The sequence below is a fragment of the Streptococcus parasanguinis genome (assembly GCF_001073155.1).
GTDB classification, from domain to species: Bacteria; Bacillota; Bacilli; order Lactobacillales; family Streptococcaceae; genus Streptococcus; species Streptococcus parasanguinis_D.
Genome location: NZ_JVEE01000026.1, coordinates 18,125 through 45,123 on the forward strand (window position 1 = coordinate 18,125; position 26,999 = coordinate 45,123).

Here is a 26,999-nt window from a genome sequence, read left to right on the forward strand (position 1 = left end):
CTGGCTTTTTACATAGAGAAAGCTCTTTTTTTGGTATAATAAAGGGAGAAAGTTAACTAGATAACAAAGGAGAAAAAAATGACATTTGAAGAGATTTTACCAGGCTTAAAGGCTAAGAAAAAATATGTGCGAACAGGATGGGGTGGAGCAGAAAACTACGTCCAACTCTTTGATACCATTGAGCAAGATGGGGTGGCTCTGGAAGTGACACCTTATTTCCTCATCAATGTGTCTGGTGAAGGCGAAGGTTTCTCCATGTGGAGTCCAACCCCTTGTGATGTCTTAGCGACAGATTGGGTGGAAGTCCATGACTAAAAGGGTCTTGATTACAGGCGTGAGTTCCGGGATTGGTTTGGCTCAAGCTCGTCTCTTTCTAGAAAAGGGCTACCAGGTCTATGGCGTGGACCAGGGAGCGGATCCGCAGTTGTCGGGTGCTTTCCATTTCTTGCAGAGGGACTTAACTCTGGATTTGACGCCGATTTTTGACTGGTGTCCTGAGGTAGAGGTCTTGTGCAATACAGCTGGGGTCTTGGACGATTACAAGCCGCTTCTGGAGCAAAGCGCTCAGGAGATTCAGGAGATTTTTGAGATCAACTATGTGACCCCAGTGGAGCTGACACGTCATTATCTGACTCAAATGTTGGAGAAGAAGCAAGGGATCATCATCAATATGTGCTCCATTGCATCTAGTCTAGCTGGTGGAGGCGGTCACGCTTATACTTCCTCCAAACATGCTCTAGCGGGCTTTACCAAGCAGTTGGCCTTGGATTATGCAGAAGCTGGAATACAGGTCTTTGGCATCGCGCCAGGTGCTGTCAAAACAGGCATGACCGCAGCAGACTTTGAACCAGGTGGTTTGGCGGACTGGGTAGCCAGTGAGACGCCCATCAAACGCTGGATAGAACCAGAGGAAGTGGCAGAAGTTAGCCTCTTTTTGGCAAGCGGAAAGGCGACAGCTATGCAAGGACAAATCCTGACGATTGATGGTGGATGGAGTTTGAAGTAGGAGGATGAAAAAGCAAGAGTTAAAATCTTGCTAAGAAATGTAATTGTTTTTTCCTTACTGAAAGAGGATTAAACCTAGGTGAACAATTAAGTTAGGACAGTGGTGAGACAGGTATTTACCTCTATGCTAAAGAAGATCTTACTGAACGAAATTAAACCTACCAGAGTGATCATGATGAATCAGATTTTTTTATAATTAGTCAAGATGGAGGTCTAGCCTATTTCATCAAAAAATACGGGGATGATAACATTTATGAAGATAACGGAGGGTTAGTTCAGAATAACTTTCTGAATGGGATACTTGAAACTTTAAGAGATTTTTTTAGAAGAAACGAATAGTACAATTGATTTGCTAAGTCATTATGGAATGAAGGTGAAATCATGATTAAATTAGTGAATGTTACTAAATGTTTTAGTGATGGATCGAATGTCAGATATATTTTCAAAAATTGTAATTTTGAATTTAAAAAAGGTAGCACGACTGCAATAGTTGGCCGTTCTGGATTAGGAAAAACTACTCTTGTTAAATTAATATTAGGGATTACCAGTTTAAATGAGGGGGATATCTTAGTCTGTGGTAGTTCCGTTTTAGATATGAAAAATTTGAGTAAGGTAAGGCGTAGGAATATTGGCTGTGTGTTCCAAAACTTTAATTTGATTTCAGGTTTTACGGTGAAAGAAAATATTCTACTTCCAAGATATTTTTTTGAAAATGGAGAGAATAACATTAACGAAATTTGTAACACTCTAGGTCTTTCAAAAGAAATGTTAAGTAAGAGTATTGATAAGATTAGTGGAGGTGAAAAACAAAGAGTTGCTTTGGCAAGAGCTCTTATTAATAATCCAGAAATATTGATAGCAGATGAACCTACTGGTAATTTAGACGCTGATAACGAACAAAATATAATAGAATTGTTAAAGAGGATCAATGAAGAGTTAGGTATCACGATTATAACAGTAACTCATAGTGATAAGGTGGCGAATAGTATGCAGTCTATTTGCACAGTTGTTGATGGCAAAATTGAGTACGTAAGGAGATGATAAAATGAATCATTCCATATTATTCATTGCTAGAAGAGATTTAGAAGTTAACAAACGAAGATATAGATTAGTTAGACTGTCAATAGCGATCTCTGTTTTGCTAATTGTTTTAGTGATGCTCATTTCTAATTCATTCTATAATAAAATGATTAAAGAAATGACTGTAGCAAATAAAAATGTTGTTACTGTTGCCTTTGGTAATAAAGAAAATTCTCTGAATTATAAAGCTTTGCCTTTGTTTTCTAATGAAGATATTGATCGAGTAAAAAAAATAGATGAAGTAAAGAATGCTACTGGTGTAAAACTTTTATTTACGGATGATATCAAATTCCAAAATGGTAAGACATCGGTTTCCAATACCATCCATTGTCTAGAAGAAAAGTATTTAAAAAACCTGAATATTAGAATTGCTGATGGAAAATTTCCAGAGAAGGACAATGAAATATTAATCGGAAATTCCGTACACAAGGCTACATCAATGAATGTCGGAGATACGGTGACTATTAAGATTGATAATCATTATGTAAAGTTTGTAATTTCGGGCATTATAGACAAGCAAGAAGCGCAGTTGTTTTCTACGTTGCCAACAGAAATAAATCAAATGATGGCAATAAATATTAATAGTAGTAGCGTCTCATCAAATAAATATTACTATCTGAATGCTACTGTAAAAAATGGAACCGATTTAAATGAGGCAGCAAACAGGATAGAAAAGATTGTTTTAAAAAATGAAAATTTAAAACAATCTTTATCAGGGACAGGATTAGATGTTGTTGTAGCAACACAACAGGATGTTATAAATATGCTATCCAGATGGTTTTCCTACATTGACCTTTTTATCCTATTAATCATAGTTCTTATCTCTATTGTAGCGATTATTAATATTATCAATATTCTAGCCATTACCATTCAGGAGAATCATAAACAGATCGCAACTTTTAAAATCATCGGTGCATCTGATCGACAGATAAAAAGAATTTATTTATTTGAAAGCTTCATGATGGGAGTACGAGGTACAAGCGCGGGATTGGTGATAGGAATTGCTATTTCTTATTTGATCATCTTTTTGAGTGGATTACCACTAGATATTGAACTTATCAGATTGTTGTTCCCAGTATTAATAGGGATTCTCACTTCAGTTTTTGCAGGATTTTTGGTATCTAAAAAAATTACTAAAATAGATATTGAAAAAGTATTAAATCAATAGAGAAGAAATGATTAGTGGCAATCATAGATGGTGTTGCAAAAAGAAAAGCTATACTGATTTCATTATCGACTGAGCTTTGAATGAAAGTAGGAGGATTTGATGAAAATCAAACATCACTTTGGGGTATACGGAGTCTGTCTTCAAGAGGGAAAACTGCTCTGTATTGAAAAAACAAGAGGACCTTATCAACATCGTTTTGATCTACCGGGTGGTAGTCAGGAACTCGGTGAGGGGTTGACAGAAACCCTCAAGAGAGAAGTTCTGGAAGAGACGGGCTATACCCTTAGCCGTTACTCAAATCCTAGGGTTTATGACGTGCTGGTTCAAGAAGAAGGGCAAGACTTCTGTCTAAGACGGTTGATTGAGCGATCAGTATGGGTTGAAAAAGTAAAATAATAAAGTAAAATAATAAGGATAAAATGAGTCTAGTAAAACCGCTAGGCTCATTTTCTATTTTAGCTTTATGGAAAGGGAATCTTATGGTATGATAGACTAAAAGGGACCTGTAATATGGAGGTCAAACTATGGAAAGAGAGACTCAAAAAGGAGAAGGGATGCTTGTATTGACAGACACAGATCCAGCTATTTCAAGAGAAGATCTTTTACAATTTGAGGAGTTTCTTGGAAAGAAATTGCCGGAAGCCATGAAGGATTTTTATCTCAAGTACAACGGTGGCCAGCCCCAAGTAAGGGGTGTTCACGATGATTATCATCTCTTTCCTTTCAATTCCTTTGACTCACTTGAGGAGATAAGGAAGTCTCTTACCTGGTTTGACGATGAGGCTGTGCCTGCGGGATTTAAGGCCACAGACCTTCTCCATTTTGCCTATGATCCTGGATCGGGCAACTATGCTCTTTCTTTAAGGGCAGAAGATTATGGCAAGGTGTACTTCTATGTTTTAGAAGAAAAAGCTGAGTTGTATGGTCAATGGCCATCTTTTGAGGATTTTTTGAATTCCTTTGTTGAAGAGTGAGACGAAAAAGGAGATGGATTACGAAAACATAAATGAAATAATTGCCCCTTTTACCTTGCTAGTCTTTGATGAGAATCCTTAAAATGTTCGAGGGTCGTTTATTTATTACCCAGATGGAGAATACAGACAGGAAGTGTTTGACACTCGAGAAGAGGAGGGATTTGAGGAAATGGCTATGTTTGGGTATCCTTGGCTTTGGTATTTTTGGAGGAAAAAATGCCTGAATTAAGCGATGCAATAGACTTTGATCCTGAAGGAAGTATGTTTTGTGCCTATTCTTCCAAGGTAGACGCCTTAGCTAGATTTGCACTTAGATTGAAAGAGTTTGTGATGATACCGACACCATGAAAGACTTGTTTAGCCGAGCAGAGTTGGATTAGTTGACTAAAATCTCTTTAAATTAAAAAAAAGAATAGAAAGGATTTCAGATGAAGCTACCTGAAGTAGTTGAACAACTGGAAAAACATCCAGATCTACATCTCTATTTAGAAAAAATTTTAAAAAAGAATAAGAAGCCCAAAACTACCTATCTCGAATCGCTGAATCATCTGGCCTATTTACTTTATCTGGATGGCCAAGAGAAAATGGCTAAGGAATTATTAGATAGGATCATACAAGTTCCATTTGAAGGGAATTATAACACCTGGACCTTTGTTGATGGCTCTCTGGTTTTATTGGCCTATCTGGAAAGAGAAGCAGAAAATCAGGTACTCGTCTATAAAAAACTCCTTTTATCTCCATTAGAACAAGGGGAGGAATCCACTCAGAAAATAAGAAGGAGAGTTCATCAGAGATTTTTGAATGGTGATAGCTTGGAGCAAAAGCTTGCAAAAATCGAGCAGGCTTCAAGTCCTGAATCAGAAATGGAACGCCGTTTGCTATACTTGACAGATTTATTGAAGATTCACCTTTTTATTGATGAGTCAACGTGTGAAGAGACAGATATCCAGGCAAAAATTAAAGAGAATATGGAGATACTAAAGAAGTATATTAAGGAGCATGAAATCTATAACCTCTTTCCTTTTTAAGGGATAAGGTGTTCTAGCAATCTTGGACTTTTAGAAAGAGTAGAATATGGAAATCAAAAAACACTTTGGTGTCTATGGCGTTTGCTATGAGAATGGGAAATTGCTTTGCGTTGAGAAAACGAGAGGCCCCTATCAAAATCGTTTTGATCTACCGGGTGGTAGTCAGGAAGTAGGGGAGGGACTAACTGAAACCCTCAAGAGAGAAGTTCTGGAAGAGACAGGGTATACACTTAACAGTTACTCAAATCCTAGGATTTATGACGTGCTGGTTCAAGAAGAGGGGGAAGACTTCGCTGTACATCATATCATGGCCTTTTATGATGTAGTGCTCGATTTCGAGAGCTCTCAAAAATCCCTTCCTCATGAAGTTCTTGATGGAAGTAATGATTCAGCAAAGGCAGTTTGGGTCCCTATTGAGCAGATGACCCAAGAAAATGCCTCACCTTTAGTATTAAAAGTGAAGGCAGAGTTACGAGGATTTCCTGAATTGGAACTGACAAGTTATAGGAATTGGAAAGTAAAAGAAAAGAAGGAGAAAAAATGACACCTCAAGAAATGTGGAATGCCTACAAGCAAATTAACCCCTCTATCGGAGATGAGATAGATGCCTGGGCTTTTGGAGTGGAACCAGACCTTTTAGCAGATTTGGTGCTTAAAGGCGAAAAAACGGCAACCGCCTCTGCCTACGACCTTTACGCACTAGAGGATGAACCCCTTCCCCAAGAAGGAACCTTTGATATCATTTTAGATAGCCAAGATCAGGCTATCTGCATTGTCGAAATTATCAAGGTTTCTGTTCAGCCCTTCCATCAAGTGTCTGCTGACCATGCCTATAAGGAAGGTGAGGGAGACAAATCTCTGGCCTATTGGCGTCAGGTTCATGAAGATTTTTTCAAAGACTGCTTTGGAGAAGCAGGGCAGGCTTTTACACCTGACAGCAAGGTGGTTTTAGAAGAATTTCGCAAGGTTTATCCATTATAGAACGAGGCTGGGCAAAAACTGTCCAGCCTTCGATGTTTAATAGGAATAACTGTATGACGCAGTGGTTGATTGCTCAAAGCACTGCTTTTAAGTGGTGGATAGGACTTGCGAAGCAAGGTTCCTAAGTATTTGTTCGCTACTTAGCTCCAAAGATGACCTATGAAGATGGAAAACAATGTTTTCTTTATCTGCAACCTCCAACAGTCTCCCAGACTGTTGGAGGTGTGCGGGGGTGGGAAAATTGAAAAGGTTTGGGGAACCTTTTCAACTTTTGTTTAATTAGTCGAAGTTCTTTCCCACTCCCTTTGGTTCGGGTCTTATTTTCCAAAAGGGGTGAAAAATGGTATAATAAGTACGATATTGTACAGAAAAGAGAAATGTTATGCCAAATTATGCCATTATTTTAGCAGCGGGGAAAGGTACCCGTATGAAATCAGATCTGCCCAAGGTTCTTCATAAGGTTGCAGGGATCTCTATGTTGGAGCATGTCTTCCGTAGTGTTGGAGCCATCTCACCAGAAAAGACTGTAACAGTTGTGGGCCACAAGGCAGAATTGGTAGAGCAAGTCTTAGCGGGACAAACAGAGTTTGTCAAACAAACCGAACAATTGGGAACTGGTCATGCGGTAATGATGGCAGAGCCAGTCTTGAAAGGTCTTGAAGGGCATACCCTCGTCATTGCAGGAGACACTCCTTTGATTACGGGTGACAGTCTCAAACACTTGATCGACTTCCATATCAACCACAAGAATGTGGCAACGATTTTGACAGCCGAAGCAGCTAATCCATTTGGCTATGGTCGGATTGTCCGTAATGACAATGCGGAAGTGCTTCGCATCGTCGAGCAAAAAGATGCGACAGATTTTGAAAAACAAATCAAAGAAATCAATACAGGGACTTATGTCTTTGACAATGCGCGGCTTTTTGAAGCTTTGAAGAATATCAATACCAACAATGCCCAAGGTGAATACTATATCACAGATGTGATTGGGATCTTCCGAGAAGCAGGAGAGAAAGTTGGAGCCTATACGCTCAAAGACTTTGATGAAAGCCTTGGGGTTAATGACCGCGTGGCCCTTGCGACAGCGGAAGGCATCATGCGTCGTCGCATTAACCAAGCTCATATGGTCAATGGGGTGAGCTTTGTCAATCCGGATGCGGCCTATATCGATGTCGATGTCGAAATCGCACCTGAGGTACAAATCGAAGCCAATGTTACCCTAAAAGGGCACACAAAAATTGGGGCTGAAACCGTCTTAACTAATGGAACCTATATTGTGGACAGTGAAATTGGGGTAGGTGCCGTTATTACCAACTCTATGATTGAAGAGAGTACGGTAGCCGATGGCGTAACGGTAGGACCATATGCTCATATTCGTCCAGCTTCTAGCCTGGCCAAAAATGTCCATATTGGAAACTTTGTCGAAGTCAAAGGTTCGTCTATTGGCGAAAATACTAAAGCAGGTCATCTGACCTACATTGGCAACTGTGAAGTTGGTAGCAATGTCAACTTTGGTGCTGGAACTATCACGGTGAATTACGATGGCCAACACAAGTTTAAAACAACAATTGGCAACAATGTCTTTGTTGGTTCAAATTCGACCATCATTGCACCCGTCGAGCTCGGAGATAATTCCCTAGTCGGGGCTGGATCCACCATTACCAAAGATGTGCCAGCAGATGCGATTGCGATCGGTCGTGGCCGTCAAGTGAATAAAGAAGAGTATGCTCTTCGCTTGCCACATCATCCTAAAAATAAATAGGAGAATCTCATGCAATTTGAAGAAAAAACCATTGAGCGCAAGGAAATTTATCAGGGACCGATTTTCCAAGTGGTGACTGATCAAGTAGAACTACCCGCTGGAAAAGGTCAAGCTCAGCGTGATTTAATCTTCCATAATGGAGCAGTAGCGGTTTTGCCGATCACAGATGAGGGCAAGACGATCTTGGTCAAGCAGTACCGCAAGGCGATTGAAAAGACTTCTGTGGAGATTCCAGCAGGGAAGTTAGAAAAGGGAGAAAATGCAGATCCTAAAGCGGCTGCTCTACGCGAATTGGAAGAAGAAATTGGCTACACAGCGGATCTAGAGTTATTGTATGATTTTTATTCTGCAATTGGATTTTGTAATGAGCGGATTAAACTCTATCTTGCAACCAACTTGAAAAAGGTGGAAAATCCACGTCCACAAGATGCGGATGAGACCTTGGAGTTATTAGAAGTAACCTTGAAGGAAGCTAAAGACTTGATCCAAGCTGGCGAAATCTGTGATGCCAAGACCATCATGGCCATCCAATACTGGGACTTAATCAATAAATAGAGGAGGATCCGATGGGAAAACCTTTATTAACCGATGAAATGATTGAACGAGCGAGGCGAGGTGAGGACCTTTCGAGTCCTAAAATGGTCGATGCTGAAGAGACGAAGATTATTCGGACAGACCACAGGGGATTTGGCTACGAACGTCCTATGAGAGAAAGTCGTAGGGAGCGGCCGCAGGAGAGCTATTCACAGGATACCTTGCAGATCCAAGTGGAGCCCACTGTGACCAAGAGTCGTCGGATTGAAGAGCGCAAACAAAGTGTGGTCCAATCCAAACTCAATAAGATTTTGTTCTGGATCATTGTGCTCCTCATTGCCTTGATCATTGCTATTTGGCGTCTGTAAGGTCGTCACAAGGAGAGAATGGATATGAAAATTGGAATTATCGCAGCCATGCCCCAGGAGTTAAAGATTCTGGTTGAAGCCCTTGAAAATGGGGAAAAGCATCTGCGTCTTGGAAAAGTCTACTATACAGGATCGATTGGTCGCCATGAAGTCGTTTTGGTTGAAAGTGGCATCGGAAAAGTCATGTCTGCCATGAGTGTAGCCGTCTTGGCCAATGATTTCAAAGTGGAAGCCATTATCAATACCGGATCTGCAGGAGCAGTCGCACCGGGAATGGCTGTAGGGGATATCGTCCTTGCGGACAAATTGGCTTATCATGATGTGGATGTGACAGCCTTTGGCTACAAGTATGGTCAAATGGCAGGTCAACCGCTTTACTTTGAATCCAGTCGCTATTTCGTATCAGAAATGAAAAAAGTTCTGGAAGAAGAAGCTGCAACCACATATGTGGGCCTGATTACAACAGGAGATAGCTTTATCGCGAATGAAGAAAAAGTTGCAGCGATTCGGGAGCAGTTTCCAGAAGTCTTGGCAGTTGAGATGGAAGGGGCAGCCATTGCCCAAGCCGCTCATGCAGCTGGACGTCCCTTCATGGTCATTCGCGCCATGAGTGATACGGCAGATCACGCAGCCAATCTCTCTTTTGATGAATTTATCGTAGAGGCTGGCGAACGCTCTGCTCAAACCCTGATTACGTTCTTGAAGAGATTGGTGTAGAAAAAATATAGGGAAATTGAACATGTATCGTGAATCGTATTTTGATGGAGGCCTATTTTCATATATTGGCCATGTTTTATTAGCAACCTTCATTACAGTATTGACTTTGGGGATTTGTGCTCCTTGGGGCGTGTGCATTATGTATAACTGGAAGGTCAAGCATACCGTGATTGATGGTCGTCGTCAGTATTTTGACGGCACGGCTATGCAGTTATTTGGAAATTGGATCAAATGGTGGTTCTTTACCATCATTACATTTGGTATCTATGTGTTCTGGTTAAATATCAAGGTCACACAATGGATTACCAAGCATACTCATTTTATAGACTAATTGAAAAGGACTCGTCTAAGGACTAGTCCTTTTTTGAAGCCGAATCTTTCAGAAATAGGGAACTTTCATGCTATAATAAAGACAAGTAATGTAAAGGAGAGAATATGGTTTTATCAAAGAAACGGGCACGCCATGTGATTGAAGAAATTATCGCCCTCTTTCCAGATGCTAAACCGAGTCTGGATTTTCGTAATCATTTTGAATTACTAGTAGCAGTCATGCTCTCAGCTCAGACGACAGATGCAGCTGTTAACAAAGCGACACCAGGTTTGTTTGCGGCTTTTCCAACCCCGCAAGCCATGGCAGCAGCCAGTGAAGCCGATATCGCCAAGCATATTTCTAAATTAGGCCTCTATCGAAATAAGGCCAAATTTCTAAAAAAATGTGCCCAACAATTGTTAGACAACTTTGATGGTCAAGTGCCTCAGACTCGTGAAGAGTTAGAAAGTCTAGCAGGAGTAGGACGCAAGACAGCAAATGTTGTCATGAGTGTAGGCTTTGGGATTCCAGCTTTTGCTGTCGATACCCATGTGGAGCGGATCTGCAAGCACCATGATATTGTCAAGAAATCAGCGACGCCATTGGAAGTTGAAAAGCGGGTCATGGATGTTCTGCCAAAGAGCGAATGGCTAGCGGCCCATCAAGCCATGATTTATTTTGGACGGGCTATCTGCCACCCCAAAAATCCTGAATGTGACCAGTACCCACAACTCTATCATTTTGATTAGGAATCAGTTCCTCTGCTCGAAAGTGCAGAGGTTCTTTTTGTGATGAAACGTATATTTATTAAAAGGATTGAAAGGTGATATCTTTGTTGGATCTGGTGGTAGGTGCCTAGACTCCCCTATCCGGCTTCTTTGAGATCGATTTCAAGATGCTTTTTCTTTATATCTTATTATATTCATTCAGAAATAACGAACTTTTTTAAAATAAATTTGGTTTTTTTTAAGAAATAGTGTATAATGGTAGAAAATCTAACATAAGGAGATAGTGATGAAAGCAAAAAAACTGTTAGCTCTTGCAGGAGTTTCTGTTGCAGGTGCCTTTCTTTTAGCAGCATGTGGCGGTGGTAGTAGCAATCAAGCAACCTACTCATTCGTCTATTCAGCAGATCCAAATACCTTGGATTACATCGCTGCAACTCGTACAACGACTTCAGATGTCACAAGTAACCTTGTAGATGGTCTTCTTGAAAACGACCGATACGGAAACTTTGTGCCAAGTCTAGCAGAAGATTGGACTGTCTCTGAAGATGGATTAACCTATACTTACAAACTTCGTAAGGATGCCAAATGGTATACGAGTGAAGGGGAAGAATATGGTGCTGTAACGGCTCAAGACTTTGTTACAGGGATCAAACACGCGGTTGAGTCTAAATCAGAAGGTCTCTTCTTGATTCAAAATTCGATCAAAGGTTTGGATGCCTACGTAAAAGGGGAAACCAAAGACTTTAACACAGTTGGAGTCAAAGCCTTAGACGACCACACCATCCAATATACTTTGGTTCGTCCAGAAAGCTTCTGGAACTCAAAAACAACCTCAGGTGTTCTTTTCCCAGTCAATGCGGATTTCTTGAAATCTCAAGGGAAAGATTTTGGTTCTTTGAAACCTAGCAGCATCTTATACAATGGTCCATTCTACTTGAAATCTTTGACTTCAAAATCTGAGATTGAATTGGTCAAGAACAAAGACTATTACGATGCGAAAAATGTTCATATCGATAATGTCAAATTGACCTTTAACGATGGATCAAACCCAGATTCTATCATTAAGAACTTTGAAAAAGGTCAATATTCCTTTGCATCTGTTATGCCAAACAGCTCGACTTATAAGAGTGTCAAGAAAAACTTTGGCGACAACATTGTCTACGGTTTGCAATTGGGAACATCCTACTATCTTGGATTCAACTTGGACCGTCAAAAGTATGACCATACTGCCAAAACAACGGATGAACAAAAAGCTTCTACCAAGAAAGCAATCCTGAACAAGGACTTCCGTCAAGCGGTGAACTTTGGTTTTGACCGCAAATCATATGCGGCACAAGTATCTGGATCTGATGCGGCTGAAAATACCCTTCGTAGCACTTTGGTGCCACCAACTTATGTCCAAGTCAATGGAGAAGATTTTGGTAAGGTCGTTGAAAAACAATTGGTTACCTATGGGGATCAATGGAAGGGTGTGAGTCTGGCCGATGGTCAAACGAGCCTTTACAGCCCAGAAAAAGCCAAGGCTTCATTTGCGAAAGCTAAAGCTGAATTGCAAAAACAAGGCGTTCAATTCCCAATTCATTTGGACTACATTGTTAGCCAAGTGGACAACAGCATGGTCCAACAAGCTAGCTCCTTCAAACAATCTGTAGAGTCAGCGCTTGGTGCAGACAATGTCGTTGTGGACCTTCAAAAGGTATCGGATGATGATTTCCAAAATATCACCTACTTCAGCGATACAGCGGCTGCGAGAGATTACGATATCTCAGGCGGTGGTTGGGCTCCTGACTACCAAGACCCATCGACTTACCTCGAAAGTATCAGCCCAGTAAATGGTTCTGTCTTCTACTATCTTGGTATTGATGCAGGTTCAAACAATCCAGCCATTGCAACAGTTGGTTTGGATCAATACGCTAACATGTTGAAAGACGCCGATGCTGAATTGTTGGATCAAGGAAAACGCTATGAAAAATATGCAGCAGCGCAAGCTTGGTTGACAGATAGCTCGATTACGCTTCCAACTGTCTCAAATGGTGGTGCTCCAATGCTTCAACGGACTGTGCCATACAGCCGTGCTGCTTCATGGGTTGGTACAAAAGGAACAGGAACATTCTACAAATACCTTGAAATGTCTAAAGATGTTGTCACTACAAAAGACTTTAACAAGGCCAAAGAAGAATGGTTGAAGAAAAAAGCAGAATCCAATAAAAAAGCTCAAGAAGATCTCAAAGATCACATTGAGAAGAAAAAATAAAAAAATCAATCATTGGTCTATCAATGAAGATAAAAAAGTCGGAGCCGTCATGTAAGGGCTCCGGTTTTTTTATGTCTCGAAAGTCAGTCTGTCTCATTTTTTAAGATGAAAGATAAATAAATCACCCGCTATTGAACTGTACTCACAAAAATAGATTTTTGGGTATGGTCCATAGACGGGTGATGATCATTCTATTCACTAAATCTTAAAAAATAGCCATCTGGATCTAAAACTGAAAATTCATGAGGATAGATATACTGTTCACCAACACGAAATTCTCTTTTGGTCAATGGACGATGAATAGGATAGTTAGATTCTAGCAATTTTTGATAGAGTCTAGGGACATCTTTTATGCCAAAGGAGATATTGACTCCACGACCAAATGGATAGGTCAGTTCAGCTAGCTCCTCCTTTGTCCCCTCCTCTATCATTAGCTGGCAATCTTCGAGAGAAAGGAAAAGGAAGTTCTCTTCTGGTCGCCCGTATTCGATGGTAAAACCCAGTAAATCACAGTAGAAGGAACGGGACTGCTCTAAATTCGATACAATAAACTCAGGAATCACTGCATTGAAATTCATAAAGACCATCCTTACAAATCAATTTCTAATACAATTGGTGTATGGTCTTGGCGAGCGCCTGAGTCGATCATATCTGACTTGGTAACTTTGTCTGCCACACGGTTACTTGTGAGCCAATAGTCGATTCTCCAGCCTGTATTGTTGATTTTTGAGGTTTTACTTCGTTGCGCCCACCAAGTGTAGCGTTCTGGGACATCACCATGGACATGGCGGAAGGTATCTGTAAATCCTTTGGCCAAAAGATTTGTAAATCCTTCGCGTTCTTCGTCTGTGAATCCTGGCGAACGGCGGTTGCTGGCTGGGTTAGCAAGGTCGATTTCCTTGTGAGCAACGTTGTAGTCACCGGTTGCAAGGACAGGTTTTTCTTTGTCTAATTCAGCCAAATATTCAGCATATTTGACATCCCATACTTGACGTTCTTCTAAACGTTTGAGACCATCACCAGCGTTAGGTGTGTATACCTGAGTAACGAAAAATTTATCAAATTCCAAGGTAATGATCCGACCTTCCAAGTCCATGGTCGAAGGGGCTCCGATCTCTGGGAAAGTCACAACGGGTGTGAGCTCTTTTTTATAGAGGAACATGGTTCCAGCGTAGCCTTTACGAGCCGGTTCTTGAGAAGAGCGCCAGGTGTTTTCATAGCCAGGGAAGAGTTCCTCAAGGATTTCAAGGTGTTTTTTGGTAGGTCCTTTGGCGGATAACTTGGTTTCTTGAATGGCAATGATATCCGCATCCTCAGCAACCAAGGTTTGGAGGACTTCTTGAGAAAGTTTAGCGCGTGCTGAATCACTGGTTAATGCAGCATTAAGCGAGTCGATATTCCATGAAATGAGTTTCATTGTGTTTCCTTTTCTTGACATGATGGATAATTTTATTATAACAAAAATTTAATGATTTTCTGATTAGAATGCCTTGAATTCTCTCCTGAAATACATTATAATAGCTTGAATTCATTTGGAGAAAGGGAGTTCATTATGAAATTTTACTCTTATGACTATGTATTGAGTCAGATTAGTCAGCAAAATTGGGTGACCATTGTGATCTCTGGTTTGCTCATTCTACTGACTGGTTTTTTTGCGGTGAAAGCCTATCGGGATAAGCACGATAGCAAATTCCGGGAATTATCCATTATTTCCATTTTGACTCTGGTTGCAGTGGTCTTGATCGGCATCAGCAATTTCCAAAATAGCCAAAGTAATAATGACCAATTCCAACGTTCTCTGCATTTTATTGAGGTCATCTCAAAGGAGTTGGATGTCAAAAAAGAAGACGTCTATGTCAATACTTCAGCAGCCACAGATGGGGCGATCCTGAAGGTTGGAGAGGTTTATTACCGAGCTATCGCAGGATCTGACCCAGATAGCTACCTATTAGAAAAGATGGATCTGTATAAAACAGACGTGGAACTTGTGGAGGTGAACAAATGATAGTAAATTTTTTAAACATCTTGATTAAATTAGCTTTGGGCTTGATTTCCTTGGTATTTGTCATCAATGTGACCGGGAAAGGAAACTTAGCACCAAATTCTGCAGTAGACCAGATACAGAACTTTGTTCTTGGGGGCATTATTGGTGGGGTCATCTACAATAGCTCCATTACCATTCTTCAATACATTGTGATTCTCTTAATGTGGACTATTTTGATCTTGCTCTTAAAATGGCTCAATACCAATGTTCGTTTTATGAAGCACTTGATTGATGGAAAACCAACTGTCATCATTAAAAATGGGAAACTGGATCCGGAAGCGTGTCGTTCCAAAGGACTTTCTGCTTCAGATGTTGCTTTGAAACTACGTGGACAAGGGATTTTTCAATTAAAAGATGTGAAGCGCGCTGTTATTGAACAAAATGGTCAATTGATCGTTGTCCGTGCGGGGGATGAAAATCCTAAATACCCGATTATTACGGATGGAGTGGTTCAGCTTGAAATTTTGGAAACAATTGGAAAAAGCGAAGAGTGGTTGCTGGCTGAATTGGAAAAAGAAGGCTATGACAACGTTCTGGACATTTTCATTGCCGAGTATGACAAAGGCAAGATCAATGTTGTGACCTATTAGAAGAAGGGATTGGACGAGCCTGTCCAATCTTTTTTCTTTGTAAAATTCCAGGAAAGGGCTCTTCCTTTTCTTGAGATACTCTGGGAAAAATAGTAAAATGGAAGGTAAGTGTTGATTAGAAAAGAAGGATAGAAAATTTCATGAAGAAGAAAATACGGAAGTTTGAGAATCATTCGATTACACGCAGACTCTACCTGCTGTTTAGTTTGATTTGCCTTCTTTTTTTGGTGCTGATTGCCCGACTTGGCTATATGCAGATCACTCACCAAGCCTACTATACGGATAAATTGGCAAAAGCTACGAAAAAGACGGTCAAACAAGGGAGTGTGCGAGGGCAAATCTATGATGCTTCTGGTAAGCCCTTGGTGGAAAATGTGGGAAAACAAGTCCTGACTTTTACGCGCGATCGTAAAATGACGGCCCAAGAAATGCGAGAGACAGCTGGGAAACTCCTGCAGTATGTCGACGTAGAAAATCCTCAAGTAACCGAACGGCAAGAAGTGGATTACTATCTAGCCAATACCAAGGTCTACCAAGAGGTCGTGGAACACCTGCCTGAGAAAAAGAAATTTGATACCGATGGCAACCGCCTGCCGGAAGCCAAGATTTATCAAGCGGCAGTGGATAGTATCGACCCTTCAAAACTCGGCTATACAGATGATGAGAAAAAGATTATTTATCTCTATAGCCAGATGAATGCGGTAGAGAATTTTGCGACTGGGATCATTACGACGCAGGCACTAGGAGCTGAGCAGATTGCGACCATCGCTGCGGACAGTCAGGACCTTCCGGGAATTGCCATCACGACTAGCTGGGACCGCAAGGTTTTGGATACTCCTTTAGCTTCTATTATTGGAAATGTATCGACCGAGCAGGCGGGACTTCCAGCAGAAGAGGTTGAAGATTATGTCAAAAAAGGCTATGCTCTCAATGACCGGGTTGGCACCTCTTATTTGGAGAAAGAATACGAAAATGTCCTTCAAGGAAAACGCAGTGAAAAAGAAATTCTCCTAGATAAAAATGGCAACATGGAGAAAGTGGTCGACGTTTCAAAAGGGGCCAAAGGAGAAAACCTCAAGCTCTCGATTGATTTGGATTTCCAAAAAGGAGTGGAAGATATCCTTCGCTCCGCCTTTAGCGCAGAGTTGCAAGCTGGAAATGCGACCTACTCCGAAGGTGTCTATGCCGTAGCTCTGGAGCCCGATACAGGAAAGGTCCTTGCCATGGCAGGGATTAAACACCAGGCTGGTAGTCAAGATCTATCAGCAGATGCTTTGGGAACAGTGACCAACGTCTTCGTTCCAGGATCCGTGGTCAAAGGAGCGACCTTGACTTCTGGATGGGAAAATGGAGCCATTTCTGGGAATCAGGTTCTGACCGATCAGCCGATTGTTTTTGCAGGATCAGCACCTATCAATTCTTGGTTTACCCAATACGGTAGTCGTTCCATCAATGCGGTGGAAGCCTTGGAATACTCTTCTAATACCTATATGGTTCAAATTGCCCTTAAGATGATGGGGCAACCTTACACTCCCAACATGACCTTACAAGTGGATCAGGTTGAACCGGCTATGAAAAAACTGCGCTCTACTTTTGCGGAATACGGTCTTGGAACATCAACGGGGATTGACCTTCCCAATGAATCGACCGGTTTTATTCCGAAAGACTATACAGTCGGTAATTATTTGACCAATGCCTTTGGTCAGTTTGACAACTATACGCCTATGCAATTGGCCCAGTATGCGGCAACGGTAGCGAATGATGGGAAGAGGGTGAGTCCTCATGTCGTCGAAGGCATCTATGACAATAATGATCAAGGGGGCCTTGGTCAGTTGAAAAAAGCGATCGAAACTAAAGAGCTCAATCAGGTGCATATCTCAGCGGAGGACATGGCTTTGATCAAGCAAGGGTTCTACCAAGTTGCAAATGGTACGAGTGGGTTAACGACAGGAAAGACCGTGGGTCGAGGTGCTAGTGTGCCCATTAGTGCAAAGACAGGTACAGCTGAAACCACAGTCGATGGAGGCAAACAAGCCATTAATACCAATGTTGTGGCTTATGCACCATCAAACAATCCAAAGATTGCGGTAGCAGTGGTTTTTCCACATAATACCAATCTACAAGCGACGGTCAGTCATTCCATTACGCGTGACATTATTAATTTATACAATCAGAAACACCCCATGAATTAGAAAGGAAATTATGCTTTATCCAGCACCTATTGCAAAATTAATTGACAGCTATTCGAAGTTGCCAGGAATTGGGATCAAAACAGCGACTCGTCTGGCTTTTTACACCATTGGTATGTCAGATGATGATGTGAATGAATTTGCCAAAAACTTACTGAATGCTAAGCGTGAGCTAGGGTATTGCAGTATTTGTGGCAATTTAACCGATGAAGAAACCTGCGAGATTTGTCGAGATGAAACGCGGGATCCATCCCTCATACTTGTTGTAGAAGATAGCCGGGATGTATCTGCTATGGAAAATATCCAGGAATACCATGGCCGTTACCATGTCTTGCATGGCTTGATCTCGCCCATGAATGGCGTGGGACCCGATGATATCAATCTCAAGAGTTTGATTAGTCGCTTGATGGATGGAACAGTCACAGAGGTCATTGTTGCGACCAATGCGACAGCAGACGGGGAAGCAACATCTATGTATATCTCGCGCGTGCTCAAGCCAGCAGGGATCAAAGTGACACGTTTGGCACGTGGTCTGGCAGTTGGAGCCGATATCGAGTATGCGGACGAAGTGACCTTGCTTCGCGCGATTGAAAATCGGACAGAATTATAAGAGAAGTTCTTTCGAAAGGGCTATCATTGTGGTATACTATCAAGTAAGAAATCAAGGGAACAATTAGGGAGAAACTATGAGTAAACAAGACTTAATCCTGTTGTATGGTGGACGTAGTGCAGAACGTGAAGTATCTGTTCTTTCAGCAGAAAGCGTGATGCGCGCGATTGATTACCAAGCATTTTCGGTTCAAACCTACTTTATTACGCAGTCAGGAGACTTCATCCAGACGCAAGCTTTTGAAGAGAAACCAGCGGATGATGAGAAATTGATGACCAATGAGACAGTGGACTGGTCTAAAAAAGTGGCACCATCTGCGATTTACAAGGAAGGAGCAGTAGTCTTTCCAGTTCTTCATGGACCAATGGGAGAAGATGGTTCCATTCAAGGCTTCTTAGAAGTCTTGAAGATGCCTTATGTCGGCTGTGGTATCCTGGCTTCTAGTGTTGCGATGGACAAGATCACGACCAAACGGGTCTTGAAGTCTGCAGGAATTCCACAAGTTCCTTATGTAGCTGTAGTGGAAGGCGATGACGTGGATGAGAAAATTGCTGCAATTGAAGCCAATCTCTCTTACCCTGTCTTTACCAAACCATCCAATATGGGTTCAAGCGTAGGGATTTCAAAATCTGAAAACCAAACAGAGCTTCGGGCTGCTCTTGAATTAGCCTTTAAATACGATAGCCGTGTTTTGGTAGAACAAGGGGTTAATGCGCGTGAGATCGAAGTTGGACTGCTTGGAAACTATGATGTGAAGAGCACCTTGCCAGGTGAAGTTGTGAAAGATGTGGCCTTCTATGATTATGATGCCAAATACATCGACAACAAAATTACCATGGCGATTCCGGCTCAATTGGACCCTGAGGTTGTGAAAATCATGCGGACCAACGCAGAAAAAGCCTTTCGTGCGATTGGTGGTCTGGGCTTGGCGCGTTGTGATTTCTTCTATACCGATAAAGGAGAGATCTTCTTAAACGAACTCAATACCATGCCAGGATTTACCCAATGGTCTATGTATCCCTTGCTTTGGGACAATATGGGACTTAACTATACAGATTTGATCACCAAGTTAGTAGAGCTTGGAAAAGAAGTCTTCCAAAAACACGAAGCGCATTTGTTGTAAGAAAAGAGAGAGTGGGACAGAAATCGGCAATTCGTTAGAATTCGATTTCGTCGTCCCACCTCCGCACAGTTGAGTAGGGCTGTAAAAGCTGATGAAATCAGCGTAGTAGAGCCCACTCAACCACTGCGTCTTGCTCGACAATCCTAAAACAATCAAGAGGCTAGGACTTCTGTCCCAGCCACTTTTTTTGTGGTCTAGAATATGGTATAATGAGAAGAATTTGATAGGAGTGTCCAAATCTTAGAGGACGCTACGGAGAACTGAGGAGTTGGATATGAATCTCACATTACATGAAGTTGCTCATCTAGTACATGCAAAAAATGATATCAGCCAATTTGAAGATGTGGCCCTCGTCAAGCCGGAATTTGACAGCCGTTTGATTGGGCCTGGAGACCTGTTTGTTCCTTTAGAAGGAGCGCGTGATGGTCATGACTTTATTGAGACTGCTTTTGAAAACGGAGCCGTAGCCACTTTTTCAGAGAAAGTGGTAGAAGGCCACCCTTATATTTTGGTGGAAGATGTATTGAGTGCTTTTCAAACACTTGCTGCAGCCTATCTTCAAAAGACAAAAGTAGATGTTTTTGCAGTGACGGGGTCAAATGGTAAAACCACCACAAAAGATATGTTGGCACAGCTTTTGTCCACCACCTACCTGACCTATAAAACACAAGGAAACTATAATAACGAAATTGGTCTTCCTTATACGGTTTTGCATATGCCAGAAGGGACGGACAAACTGGTCCTTGAAATGGGGCAAGACCATCTAGGAGATATCCATCTCTTGTCAGAACTGGCGCATCCAAAAGCTGCTATTGTCACCTTGATTGGGGAAGCCCATTTGGAATTCTTCAAAGATCGAAGTGAGATCGCAAAAGGAAAACTCCAGATTGCGGACGGGATGCCAGAAGGTGGTCTTCTGGTAGTTCCAGCTGATCCGATCGTGAATGCCTACCTTCCTGAAAAGCAAACAGTCGTCCGCTTTGGTCCAGACGAGGAGATTTTTATTACCGAGTTAATCGAGCGAAAGGACAGCTTAACTTTCCGAGCGAATTTCTTAGAAGAAGCGATTGATCTTCCAGTAACAGGAAAATACAATGCGACCAATGCCATGATTGCAGCTTATGTTGCCCTGCAAGAAGGGGTGAGTGAAGCTGCGATTCGAGACAGTTTTGAAACCTTGCAATTGACGCGCAACCGCACAGAATGGAAAAAGGCCAGTAATGGAGCGGATATCCTATCCGATGTCTACAATGCCAATCCAACGGCTATGCGCCTAATCTTAGAAACTTTCTCGACTATTCCTGCTAATCCAAATGGTCGAAAATTAGCCGTCCTGGCAGATATGAAAGAACTAGGGGAGCAATCTGTAGATCTGCACAACCAAATGATTCTTAGCCTCTCGCCGGATGTTTTAGATACGGTTATTTTCTACGGCCAAGACATTGCAGGATTGGCTCAGTTAGCGAGTCAGATGTTCCCACTCGGACATGTCTATTATTTCAAGAAGACAGCTGAGGAAGATCAGTTTGAGGACCTGGTCAAACAAGTCAAGGAAAGCTTGAAAGAGCAAGACCAAATCCTTATCAAGGGAAGCAATTCCATGAATTTGGCAAAATTGGTAGAGGAATTGGAGAATGGTAAGTAATAATGTACTGAAGGATATTCAGCGCTTGATTTCAATCACCAATACAGGCTTAGCGTTCTCAAAAGATCCATTTGATCAAGAGCGCTACCAGGATATTCGTGAAATTTTACAGGATCTTGTGAGAGAAACGACTGATCTGAATTCACAAGAATTATCGGATTTGTTTCGACCGACAGACCATTACGACACTCCCTTGATTGATGTAAGGGCCTGGATTGTCAAAGATGACAAACTTTGTTTAGTGAAAGGTCAGGGAGAAGAGACCTGGGCTTTGCCGGGTGGTTTTGGTGAGGTTGGCTATTCTCCTAAAGAAAATATTTTAAAGGAAATCCAAGAAGAAACGGGCTATGTAGCACGTGTCAATCGCTTGTTGGCAGTATTTGATACCAATCGCTACCAATTGCAAAGCCGCCAATATGTGAAATTGGTATTTGAATGTGAATTGCTGGATGGAAGTTTTCAACAGAATCAGGAAATTTCCGATCTTGCATTTTTTGAGAGAGAGAAGATGCCTGCTCTTTCTACCAAGCGCAATACAGAAGAACAATTGAATTTCCTTTGGGAGGTTTATGATGGGAAACGAGATTTGTATTGTGATTAAAAACGATCTATAAATTAAAGGGATATAAAAATGACACTTTGGGATTTATTGTTTACGAACCAAAAATCAGCCCCGCCTGAGTTTGGACTCTGGTACTTTTTCCTACCAGTTTCCTTGTTGGTGGTTGGCTACTTTTCTATCAAGTATGCGCAGTCAAAAAGCTACCAGCGCTTTTGGTACTGGGCACAATTGATTCAAGTCTTGACCATCAATGCTTGGTATATTCTAGCCCACATGCCTTTGACAGATAATTTGCCTTTTTATCATTGTCGCTTGGCCATGCTTGCAATACTCTTTGCACCTAGAGGGACCTATATCAAGCAATATTTTGCCTTGTTGGGAGTTCTAGGATCGATTGCGGCCTTGGTTTACCCGGCCTTTGACCCCTTCCCTTTCCCTCATATTACTGTGCTCAATCTGATTTTTAGTCACTGGGCTTTGCTTGCCAATAGTTTGATTTACCTACAGGATCATTATCAATCTGCAAAACAAGACAGCTTGAGAATTTTCAAGATTACTTTTGGCATGAATGCCTTGATTTTCTTGGTCAACCTTTTGACGAAAGGAGATTACGGCTTCTTACGACGTCCACCAATCATTGGAGACCAGGGTGCTCTTTTGAACTACCTCTTGGTCAGCATTGTGATGGTAGCTGGTATTTGCTTGGTCAACCAGCGCTACAAATACAAGATGGCTGAAGAGACTGTTGTTTCGCGTTCGGAATAGAAAAAAGAGTAGATGAGGGAAAGAAATCATGGCACTTTGGAACTTATTTTTCACTAGTCAACCAACATCCCCTCCTCAATTGGGGGTCTGGTATTTCTTATTGCCGACTTCTTTGGTAGTGGTGGGAGTTCTGTCCGTTCGATTTGCTCACTCCAAAAGCTACCAAACCTTTTGGTATTGGGGGCAGTTGATCCAGCTGCTCATCATCAACTCTTGGTATCTAGCTGCTCGCTTGCCTCTTTCAGAGAGTCTTCCCTTCTATCATAGCCGGATGGCCATGTGGATCATTCTTTTGGCGCCCAAGGGCAGCTTTAAACAATATTTTGCTCTCGTGGGAGTCTTTGGCTCCATTATGGCCTTGGTTCATCCCGTTTTTTATCCCTACCCTTTTCCTCACGTTTCCTCGATCAACAATGTCTTTGGTCACTGGGCTCTCTTGGCTAACTGTTTGATCTATCTGGTTCAATCCTACCAGGTGGAAGAAGGGGCTGTTTGGAAAATCTGTCAGATGACGTTTGGGGTCAATGCCATTATTCAGCTTGCGAATCTCGCAACGGGTGGGAACTACGGCTTTATGCGTCGCCCTCCTGTGATCGGTGACCATGGCCTTGTGCTCAACTATTTGATCGTGACAGTTCTCATGACGGGGACACTGATTTTCATCAATACAATCGTTCAGTACAGTAAGAAAAGAAGAATACCTGAATCTGTTTAAATAAGGAGACTTTATGCATCATTTTTTCACTACAGAATCAACAGCACCACCAGCAATCTCAGCACTTTGGTATAGTTTGATGGTCTTGTTAATTGTGACAGCGATCATGATGTCACTTCGCCATTATCAGAATGAGCAATTTCGCAAATGCTTTCAATACTTACAGGGCTTCCAGTTAATTTGCTTGTATCTTTGGTATTTTGCCTACCACATTCCTTGGTCCAATAGCTTACCATTTTATCATTGCCGCTTGGCCATGTTTGCGGTCTTGTTTTTACCAGACCGCTGGAAAAGCAAACAGTTCTTTGCCTTGATGGGAGTGAGTGGAGCCATCTTTGCTTTGGGCTATCCAGTCTTTGATCCCTACACTTTCCCTCATATTACGAGCTTTTCTTTCCTCCTCGGACATTACTGTCTCCTGATCAATTCCTTGATTTATCTCTTGAGATGGTATGATCGAAACCTCTTAAAAAATAGTCAGATTGTTCTCTATACCTTTGCCTTAGATTTATTCCTGGTTGGAGTCAATCAATTGACGGGAGGAAATTATGGCTTGATGGCCCGCCCTCCGATTATGAGAGGTGATAAGGTATGGCTCAATTATCTGGTTGTATCCAGTATTTTAGCCCTTGCTTTATTGCTCTTTAATCAGTTCTTCAATCGCAGAAGTGAGCGGGTGAAACTGAGAAAATAACCATGATTGAAGAAGACTAGAATCTATGGATTTTGGTCTTTCTTTTTGCTCTCAAAGAAGAATCATCGTTGAAAAAAGTGCCTATTTTCGCTATAATAGGACAGATAGAGAAATTGAGGAGAAATCCGATGTAGAGATGAATTTGTAAATTTATCAAAAAATAAGAAGAGAAAGAATTAGGAATATGAACGTACAAGAAGAAATCAAAAAACGCCGTACCTTTGCCATCATCTCCCACCCGGATGCTGGTAAAACGACAATTACTGAGCAGTTGCTCTACTTTGGGGGAGAGATTCGGGAAGCCGGTACTGTTAAAGGGAAGAAAACAGGAAACTTTGCTAAATCTGACTGGATGGATATCGAGAAACAACGTGGGATTTCGGTAACCTCATCTGTCATGCAGTTTGACTACGATGGAAAACGGGTCAATATCCTTGATACCCCAGGGCACGAGGACTTCTCAGAAGATACTTACCGGACCTTGATGGCTGTGGATGCGGCGGTTATGGTCGTAGACTCTGCCAAGGGTATCGAGGCCCAAACCAAGAAATTGTTTGAGGTTGTGAAACACCGTGGGATTCCAGTCTTCACTTTTATGAATAAGCTGGACCGTGACGGTCGCGAGCCACTGGACCTCTTGCAAGAATTGGAAGAAGTCTTGGGCATCGCGAGTTATCCAATGAACTGGCCGATCGGGATGGGGAAAGCCTTTGAGGGGCTTTACGACCTCTATAATCAACACTTGGAACTCTACAAAGGGGATGAACGTTTTGCGAGTTTAGAAGATGGAGACAAGCTCTTTGCCAACAATCCATTCTACGAGCAAGTGAAAGACGATATCGAACTTTTGCAAGAAGCTGGAAATGAATTCTCAGAAGAAGCCATCCTTGCGGGTGAATTAACACCAGTCTTCTTCGGATCCGCTTTGACCAACTTTGGAGTACAGACTTTCTTGGAGACTTTCCTCAAGTTTGCTCCAGAACCACACGGCCACAAGAAGACCGATGGAGAAATGGTCGATCCTTATGACAAGGATTTCTCAGGCTTTGTCTTTAAAATCCAAGCCAATATGGACCCTCGTCACCGTGACCGGATTGCCTTTGTACGGATCGTATCGGGTGAATTTGAGCGTGGGATGAGTGTCAACCTGCCTCGTACTGGTAAGGGAGCGAAACTCTCTAATGTCACTCAGTTTATGGCTGAAAGCCGTGAGAATGTCAGCAATGCCGTAGCAGGAGACATCATCGGGGTCTACGATACAGGGACTTATCAGGTTGGAGATACGCTGACTGTTGGTAAAAACAAGTTCGAATTTGAACCACTGCCAACCTTTACGCCTGAAATCTTCATGAAGGTATCTGCCAAGAACGTTATGAAGCAAAAATCCTTCCACAAAGGGATTGAGCAATTGGTGCAAGAAGGAGCTATCCAGCTCTATACCAACTACCAAACAGGTGAATACATGTTGGGTGCCGTTGGTCAATTGCAGTTTGAAGTCTTCAAACACCGGATGGAAAATGAATACAATGCAGAAGTGGTCATGAGCCCAATGGGTAAAAAGACCGTTCGCTGGATCAAACCAGAAGACTTAGACGAACGAATGTCTTCAAGCCGAAACATCTTGGCTAAGGACCGCTTTGACCAACCTGTCTTCCTCTTTGAAAATGATTTTGCCCTCCGTTGGTTTGCGGACAAGTATCCAGACGTTGAGCTGGAAGAAAAAATGGGTTAAGAAACAATTCACAACCGATTCATTAAAATAGAAATACGAAAATGGACACTACCCGTTTTCGCTTATAAAGGAGAAATGATGGGATTATTAAGTGGTTTGATGGGCAATGCCTCTCAAAAAAATGTCGATAAGGTAGAAAGAGATCTAGAAGATATCTTGGTGCCGGGAGAGCAAGTTACACTTGCTTTTAGCTTGATTCGTGATTTAATCGTCTTTACAGAGTTTCGTTTGATCTTGGTGGATAAGCAAGGAGTAACAGGAAAGAAAACGTCCTACAAATCCCTTCCTTATCGTTCTATCTCTCGTTTTTCAGTGGAAACATCTGGTCATTTTGATTTGGATGCAGAATTAAAAATCTGGGTCTCTTCTGCAGTGGAGCCTTCAGAAGTGTTACAATTCAAGAGTGACAGCAGCGTCATTGAAATCCAGCAAGCATTAGCCAGTGCAGTTTTTAAATAAAAATATCATTTTGATAGAGAACAGTTGAGAAAGGAGACGGAATGTTTATCGAAAAACAATTGGGTCAAGATCGGAAATGGATCAATATCGACTCGGATATGATTGCTGAAAACTCATATCTTTATAAAAAATACGAGATTGACAAAGAAACCATTGAGTACGCGATGGATAAGAACGAACGTGCCCATATGGATTATAATCGAGAAAACGGTACGATCACATTTATCTACAATGTATTGGATTTAGAAAAGGACAAGGAATACTACGAAACCATCCCTATGACCTTTATCGTTCAAGATACGCGACTCGTGACCATCAGTAACCAGGACAATGCCTATATCATTGAACAAATGGTTCGCTATTTGGAAAGCCATGGGGAGTTGTCGATCTATAAGTTGCTTTTTGCAGGTCTTGAAATGATCAGTAATGCTTATTATCCGATTATTGATCGCTTAGATAAGCACAAGGATGAACTCAATCGTTTGCTTCGAAAGACAACGACGACCAAGAATCTTTATGCCCTGTCTGACCTTGAGACCGGTATGGTGTATCTGGTCGCAGCAGCCAAGCAAAATCGGATGTTGCTAGAACATATTAAAGCGCATGCCATTTATCGCAGGATGAATGATGTTGAAAAAGAGCAGTTTGATGATGCCATGATCGAAGCGCGTCAGTTGGCTTCGATGACTGAGTTGATTTCCAATGTCTTGCAACAGTTGTCAGGATCTTACAACAATATCCTAAACAACAACTTGAATGACAACTTGACAACCCTAACCATCTTTGAAGCCTTGTTGGCGGTTTTAGCCGTTATCACCGGTTTCTTTGGAATGAATATCCCTCTTCCGATGACAAAGGATCCCAATGCTTGGATTTATGTATCCGTATGTAGCTTTATATTATGGCTCATTTTGGGAAAGGTTATGCGGTGGATTGTGAAACAAAGATAAAAAAGAGGCTTG

At 41.7% G+C, this 26,999-nt stretch carries 31 protein-coding genes and 1 pseudogene; 30 read left to right on the forward strand and 2 right to left on the reverse strand.

The window, feature by feature from the left end:
- Positions 1–78 precede the first annotated feature (78 nt).
- The 17 genes and pseudogenes from ADH92_RS03705 (at position 79) to ADH92_RS03780 (ending at position 12,909) form a co-directional block, all read left to right on the forward strand.
- Complete coding sequence (locus ADH92_RS03705) at positions 79–315, forward strand: DUF2829 domain-containing protein (protein ID WP_049497199.1); 237 nt, start codon at positions 79–81, stop codon at positions 313–315.
- Entirely contained in the window at positions 308–1,006 is a 699-nt protein-coding gene (locus ADH92_RS03710) for a 3-oxoacyl-ACP reductase (RefSeq protein ID WP_049497201.1), read from the forward strand. Before ADH92_RS03705 ends, ADH92_RS03710 begins: the two co-directional genes overlap by 8 nt.
- A 380-nt stretch (positions 1,007–1,386) precedes the next feature.
- Positions 1,387–2,046, forward strand: a complete 660-nt coding sequence (locus ADH92_RS03715; RefSeq protein ID WP_013903274.1) for an ABC transporter ATP-binding protein — start codon at positions 1,387–1,389, stop codon at positions 2,044–2,046.
- Between the two features lie 4 nt (positions 2,047–2,050).
- The gene (locus ADH92_RS03720) at positions 2,051–3,253 is read left to right on the forward strand and encodes an ABC transporter permease (RefSeq protein ID WP_013903275.1); all 1,203 of its coding nucleotides are present in this window, start codon (positions 2,051–2,053) and stop codon (positions 3,251–3,253) included.
- 99 nt (positions 3,254–3,352) lie between these two features.
- Positions 3,353–3,616, forward strand: a pseudogene (locus ADH92_RS03725) (NUDIX domain-containing protein); the annotation flags it as partial.
- Between the two features lie 161 nt (positions 3,617–3,777).
- Positions 3,778–4,227 carry an SMI1/KNR4 family protein gene (locus ADH92_RS03730; protein ID WP_014713043.1) on the forward strand — a complete coding sequence of 150 codons (450 nt, stop codon included), beginning with the start codon at positions 3,778–3,780 and terminating at the stop codon, positions 4,225–4,227.
- 216 nt (positions 4,228–4,443) lie between these two features.
- Positions 4,444–4,575 (forward strand): Imm51 family immunity protein, encoded by a 132-nt coding sequence (locus tag ADH92_RS11370; RefSeq protein ID WP_239681845.1) that lies wholly within the window; start codon positions 4,444–4,446, stop codon positions 4,573–4,575.
- A gap of 80 nt (positions 4,576–4,655) precedes the next feature.
- Positions 4,656–5,255 (forward strand): DUF6707 family protein, encoded by a 600-nt coding sequence (locus tag ADH92_RS03735; protein ID WP_049497204.1) that lies wholly within the window; start codon positions 4,656–4,658, stop codon positions 5,253–5,255.
- A 46-nt stretch (positions 5,256–5,301) separates the two neighbouring features.
- A complete protein-coding gene (locus tag ADH92_RS03740; protein ID WP_049497205.1) occupies positions 5,302–5,799 on the forward strand; it encodes an NUDIX hydrolase in 498 nt (165 codons plus the stop codon).
- Complete coding sequence (locus ADH92_RS03745) at positions 5,796–6,236, forward strand: ASCH domain-containing protein (RefSeq protein WP_049497207.1); 441 nt, start codon at positions 5,796–5,798, stop codon at positions 6,234–6,236. The genes ADH92_RS03740 and ADH92_RS03745 overlap by 4 nt, the downstream gene beginning before the upstream one ends.
- A 382-nt stretch (positions 6,237–6,618) precedes the next feature.
- Positions 6,619–7,998 (forward strand): bifunctional UDP-N-acetylglucosamine diphosphorylase/glucosamine-1-phosphate N-acetyltransferase GlmU, encoded by a 1,380-nt coding sequence (gene glmU, locus ADH92_RS03750; protein ID WP_049497209.1) that lies wholly within the window; start codon positions 6,619–6,621, stop codon positions 7,996–7,998.
- A gap of 9 nt (positions 7,999–8,007) precedes the next feature.
- Complete coding sequence (locus ADH92_RS03755; protein ID WP_049497211.1) at positions 8,008–8,553, forward strand: NUDIX hydrolase; 546 nt, start codon at positions 8,008–8,010, stop codon at positions 8,551–8,553.
- 11 nt (positions 8,554–8,564) lie between these two features.
- The gene (macP, locus tag ADH92_RS03760; RefSeq protein ID WP_049497213.1) at positions 8,565–8,900 is read left to right on the forward strand and encodes a cell wall synthase accessory phosphoprotein MacP; all 336 of its coding nucleotides are present in this window, start codon (positions 8,565–8,567) and stop codon (positions 8,898–8,900) included.
- 24 nt (positions 8,901–8,924) lie between these two features.
- Positions 8,925–9,617, forward strand: coding sequence for a 5'-methylthioadenosine/adenosylhomocysteine nucleosidase (locus ADH92_RS03765; protein ID WP_049497215.1), 693 nt, complete (start codon positions 8,925–8,927; stop codon positions 9,615–9,617).
- Positions 9,618–9,639: 22 nt separating this feature from the next.
- Positions 9,640–9,948, forward strand: a complete 309-nt coding sequence (locus ADH92_RS03770; RefSeq protein ID WP_049497216.1) for a YjgN family protein — start codon at positions 9,640–9,642, stop codon at positions 9,946–9,948.
- 104 nt (positions 9,949–10,052) lie between these two features.
- On the forward strand, positions 10,053–10,676 hold the full coding sequence (nth, locus tag ADH92_RS03775) for an endonuclease III (protein WP_003006251.1): 624 nt from the start codon (positions 10,053–10,055) through the stop codon (positions 10,674–10,676).
- A 265-nt stretch (positions 10,677–10,941) separates the two neighbouring features.
- Positions 10,942–12,909, forward strand: coding sequence for a peptide ABC transporter substrate-binding protein (locus ADH92_RS03780; protein ID WP_049497218.1), 1,968 nt, complete (start codon positions 10,942–10,944; stop codon positions 12,907–12,909).
- 191 nt (positions 12,910–13,100) lie between these two features.
- On the opposite strand, the gene ADH92_RS03785 is transcribed toward ADH92_RS03780, so the two are convergent.
- Positions 13,101–13,487, reverse strand: a complete 387-nt coding sequence (locus ADH92_RS03785; protein ID WP_003011764.1) for a bleomycin resistance protein — start codon at positions 13,485–13,487, stop codon at positions 13,101–13,103.
- A gap of 11 nt (positions 13,488–13,498) precedes the next feature.
- The gene (locus ADH92_RS03790; RefSeq protein ID WP_049497221.1) at positions 13,499–14,326 is read right to left on the reverse strand and encodes an exodeoxyribonuclease III; all 828 of its coding nucleotides are present in this window, start codon (positions 14,324–14,326) and stop codon (positions 13,499–13,501) included.
- Between the two features lie 135 nt (positions 14,327–14,461).
- Here ADH92_RS03790 and ADH92_RS03795 point away from each other — a divergent pair, with 135 nt between their 5' ends.
- The 13 genes from ADH92_RS03795 to ADH92_RS03855 all read left to right on the forward strand — a co-directional run bounded on the left by ADH92_RS03795 (position 14,462) and on the right by ADH92_RS03855 (position 26,987).
- On the forward strand, positions 14,462–14,914 hold the full coding sequence (locus tag ADH92_RS03795; RefSeq protein WP_049497223.1) for a DUF3290 family protein: 453 nt from the start codon (positions 14,462–14,464) through the stop codon (positions 14,912–14,914).
- Positions 14,911–15,543 carry a DUF421 domain-containing protein gene (locus ADH92_RS03800; protein ID WP_004219793.1) on the forward strand — a complete coding sequence of 211 codons (633 nt, stop codon included), beginning with the start codon at positions 14,911–14,913 and terminating at the stop codon, positions 15,541–15,543. The genes ADH92_RS03795 and ADH92_RS03800 overlap by 4 nt, the downstream gene beginning before the upstream one ends.
- A gap of 140 nt (positions 15,544–15,683) precedes the next feature.
- The gene (gene pbp2b, locus ADH92_RS03805) at positions 15,684–17,735 is read left to right on the forward strand and encodes a penicillin-binding protein PBP2B (protein ID WP_049497226.1); all 2,052 of its coding nucleotides are present in this window, start codon (positions 15,684–15,686) and stop codon (positions 17,733–17,735) included.
- 10 nt (positions 17,736–17,745) lie between these two features.
- Positions 17,746–18,342 (forward strand): recombination mediator RecR, encoded by a 597-nt coding sequence (recR, locus tag ADH92_RS03810; protein WP_003002450.1) that lies wholly within the window; start codon positions 17,746–17,748, stop codon positions 18,340–18,342.
- A 76-nt stretch (positions 18,343–18,418) separates the two neighbouring features.
- Entirely contained in the window at positions 18,419–19,465 is a 1,047-nt protein-coding gene (locus ADH92_RS03815) for a D-alanine--D-alanine ligase (protein ID WP_049497229.1), read from the forward strand.
- Positions 19,466–19,739: 274 nt separating this feature from the next.
- Complete coding sequence (locus tag ADH92_RS03820; RefSeq protein ID WP_049497232.1) at positions 19,740–21,110, forward strand: UDP-N-acetylmuramoyl-tripeptide--D-alanyl-D-alanine ligase; 1,371 nt, start codon at positions 19,740–19,742, stop codon at positions 21,108–21,110.
- Positions 21,100–21,711, forward strand: a complete 612-nt coding sequence (locus ADH92_RS03825; RefSeq protein WP_049483657.1) for an NUDIX hydrolase — start codon at positions 21,100–21,102, stop codon at positions 21,709–21,711. Before ADH92_RS03820 ends, ADH92_RS03825 begins: the two co-directional genes overlap by 11 nt.
- Before the next feature lie 30 nt (positions 21,712–21,741).
- Positions 21,742–22,437 carry a YwaF family protein gene (locus tag ADH92_RS03830; RefSeq protein ID WP_049497233.1) on the forward strand — a complete coding sequence of 232 codons (696 nt, stop codon included), beginning with the start codon at positions 21,742–21,744 and terminating at the stop codon, positions 22,435–22,437.
- A gap of 28 nt (positions 22,438–22,465) precedes the next feature.
- Positions 22,466–23,152, forward strand: a complete 687-nt coding sequence (locus ADH92_RS03835) for a YwaF family protein (RefSeq protein WP_049497235.1) — start codon at positions 22,466–22,468, stop codon at positions 23,150–23,152.
- 13 nt (positions 23,153–23,165) lie between these two features.
- Positions 23,166–23,846, forward strand: coding sequence for a YwaF family protein (locus tag ADH92_RS03840; protein ID WP_049497237.1), 681 nt, complete (start codon positions 23,166–23,168; stop codon positions 23,844–23,846).
- A 184-nt stretch (positions 23,847–24,030) separates the two neighbouring features.
- Complete coding sequence (locus tag ADH92_RS03845; protein WP_049497239.1) at positions 24,031–25,578, forward strand: peptide chain release factor 3; 1,548 nt, start codon at positions 24,031–24,033, stop codon at positions 25,576–25,578.
- A 78-nt stretch (positions 25,579–25,656) separates the two neighbouring features.
- The gene (locus ADH92_RS03850) at positions 25,657–26,037 is read left to right on the forward strand and encodes a PH domain-containing protein (protein ID WP_004219989.1); all 381 of its coding nucleotides are present in this window, start codon (positions 25,657–25,659) and stop codon (positions 26,035–26,037) included.
- 41 nt (positions 26,038–26,078) lie between these two features.
- Positions 26,079–26,987 (forward strand): magnesium transporter CorA family protein, encoded by a 909-nt coding sequence (locus tag ADH92_RS03855; RefSeq protein WP_003006305.1) that lies wholly within the window; start codon positions 26,079–26,081, stop codon positions 26,985–26,987.
- Positions 26,988–26,999 lie beyond the last annotated feature (12 nt).

What these genes read in the sequence shown, in the direction of transcription:
- ADH92_RS03705 (WP_049497199.1), top strand. Translation starts at nt 79, where the DNA reads ATGACATTTGAAGAGATTTTACCAGGCTTAAAGGCTAAGAAAAAATAT.
- ADH92_RS03710 (WP_049497201.1), top strand. Translation starts at nt 308, where the DNA reads ATGACTAAAAGGGTCTTGATTACAGGCGTGAGTTCCGGGATTGGTTTG.
- ADH92_RS03715 (WP_013903274.1), top strand. Translation starts at nt 1,387, where the DNA reads ATGATTAAATTAGTGAATGTTACTAAATGTTTTAGTGATGGATCGAAT.
- ADH92_RS03720 (WP_013903275.1), top strand. Translation starts at nt 2,051, where the DNA reads ATGAATCATTCCATATTATTCATTGCTAGAAGAGATTTAGAAGTTAAC.
- ADH92_RS03730 (WP_014713043.1), top strand. Translation starts at nt 3,778, where the DNA reads ATGGAAAGAGAGACTCAAAAAGGAGAAGGGATGCTTGTATTGACAGAC.
- ADH92_RS11370 (WP_239681845.1), top strand. Translation starts at nt 4,444, where the DNA reads ATGCCTGAATTAAGCGATGCAATAGACTTTGATCCTGAAGGAAGTATG.
- ADH92_RS03735 (WP_049497204.1), top strand. Translation starts at nt 4,656, where the DNA reads ATGAAGCTACCTGAAGTAGTTGAACAACTGGAAAAACATCCAGATCTA.
- ADH92_RS03740 (WP_049497205.1), top strand. Translation starts at nt 5,302, where the DNA reads ATGGAAATCAAAAAACACTTTGGTGTCTATGGCGTTTGCTATGAGAAT.
- ADH92_RS03745 (WP_049497207.1), top strand. Translation starts at nt 5,796, where the DNA reads ATGACACCTCAAGAAATGTGGAATGCCTACAAGCAAATTAACCCCTCT.
- glmU (WP_049497209.1), top strand. Translation starts at nt 6,619, where the DNA reads ATGCCAAATTATGCCATTATTTTAGCAGCGGGGAAAGGTACCCGTATG.
- ADH92_RS03755 (WP_049497211.1), top strand. Translation starts at nt 8,008, where the DNA reads ATGCAATTTGAAGAAAAAACCATTGAGCGCAAGGAAATTTATCAGGGA.
- macP (WP_049497213.1), top strand. Translation starts at nt 8,565, where the DNA reads ATGGGAAAACCTTTATTAACCGATGAAATGATTGAACGAGCGAGGCGA.
- ADH92_RS03765 (WP_049497215.1), top strand. Translation starts at nt 8,925, where the DNA reads ATGAAAATTGGAATTATCGCAGCCATGCCCCAGGAGTTAAAGATTCTG.
- ADH92_RS03770 (WP_049497216.1), top strand. Translation starts at nt 9,640, where the DNA reads ATGTATCGTGAATCGTATTTTGATGGAGGCCTATTTTCATATATTGGC.
- nth (WP_003006251.1), top strand. Translation starts at nt 10,053, where the DNA reads ATGGTTTTATCAAAGAAACGGGCACGCCATGTGATTGAAGAAATTATC.
- ADH92_RS03780 (WP_049497218.1), top strand. Translation starts at nt 10,942, where the DNA reads ATGAAAGCAAAAAAACTGTTAGCTCTTGCAGGAGTTTCTGTTGCAGGT.
- ADH92_RS03785 (WP_003011764.1), bottom strand. Translation starts at nt 13,487, where the DNA reads ATGAATTTCAATGCAGTGATTCCTGAGTTTATTGTATCGAATTTAGAG.
- ADH92_RS03790 (WP_049497221.1), bottom strand. Translation starts at nt 14,326, where the DNA reads ATGAAACTCATTTCATGGAATATCGACTCGCTTAATGCTGCATTAACC.
- ADH92_RS03795 (WP_049497223.1), top strand. Translation starts at nt 14,462, where the DNA reads ATGAAATTTTACTCTTATGACTATGTATTGAGTCAGATTAGTCAGCAA.
- ADH92_RS03800 (WP_004219793.1), top strand. Translation starts at nt 14,911, where the DNA reads ATGATAGTAAATTTTTTAAACATCTTGATTAAATTAGCTTTGGGCTTG.
- pbp2b (WP_049497226.1), top strand. Translation starts at nt 15,684, where the DNA reads ATGAAGAAGAAAATACGGAAGTTTGAGAATCATTCGATTACACGCAGA.
- recR (WP_003002450.1), top strand. Translation starts at nt 17,746, where the DNA reads ATGCTTTATCCAGCACCTATTGCAAAATTAATTGACAGCTATTCGAAG.
- ADH92_RS03815 (WP_049497229.1), top strand. Translation starts at nt 18,419, where the DNA reads ATGAGTAAACAAGACTTAATCCTGTTGTATGGTGGACGTAGTGCAGAA.
- ADH92_RS03820 (WP_049497232.1), top strand. Translation starts at nt 19,740, where the DNA reads ATGAATCTCACATTACATGAAGTTGCTCATCTAGTACATGCAAAAAAT.
- ADH92_RS03825 (WP_049483657.1), top strand. Translation starts at nt 21,100, where the DNA reads ATGGTAAGTAATAATGTACTGAAGGATATTCAGCGCTTGATTTCAATC.
- ADH92_RS03830 (WP_049497233.1), top strand. Translation starts at nt 21,742, where the DNA reads ATGACACTTTGGGATTTATTGTTTACGAACCAAAAATCAGCCCCGCCT.
- ADH92_RS03835 (WP_049497235.1), top strand. Translation starts at nt 22,466, where the DNA reads ATGGCACTTTGGAACTTATTTTTCACTAGTCAACCAACATCCCCTCCT.
- ADH92_RS03840 (WP_049497237.1), top strand. Translation starts at nt 23,166, where the DNA reads ATGCATCATTTTTTCACTACAGAATCAACAGCACCACCAGCAATCTCA.
- ADH92_RS03845 (WP_049497239.1), top strand. Translation starts at nt 24,031, where the DNA reads ATGAACGTACAAGAAGAAATCAAAAAACGCCGTACCTTTGCCATCATC.
- ADH92_RS03850 (WP_004219989.1), top strand. Translation starts at nt 25,657, where the DNA reads ATGGGATTATTAAGTGGTTTGATGGGCAATGCCTCTCAAAAAAATGTC.
- ADH92_RS03855 (WP_003006305.1), top strand. Translation starts at nt 26,079, where the DNA reads ATGTTTATCGAAAAACAATTGGGTCAAGATCGGAAATGGATCAATATC.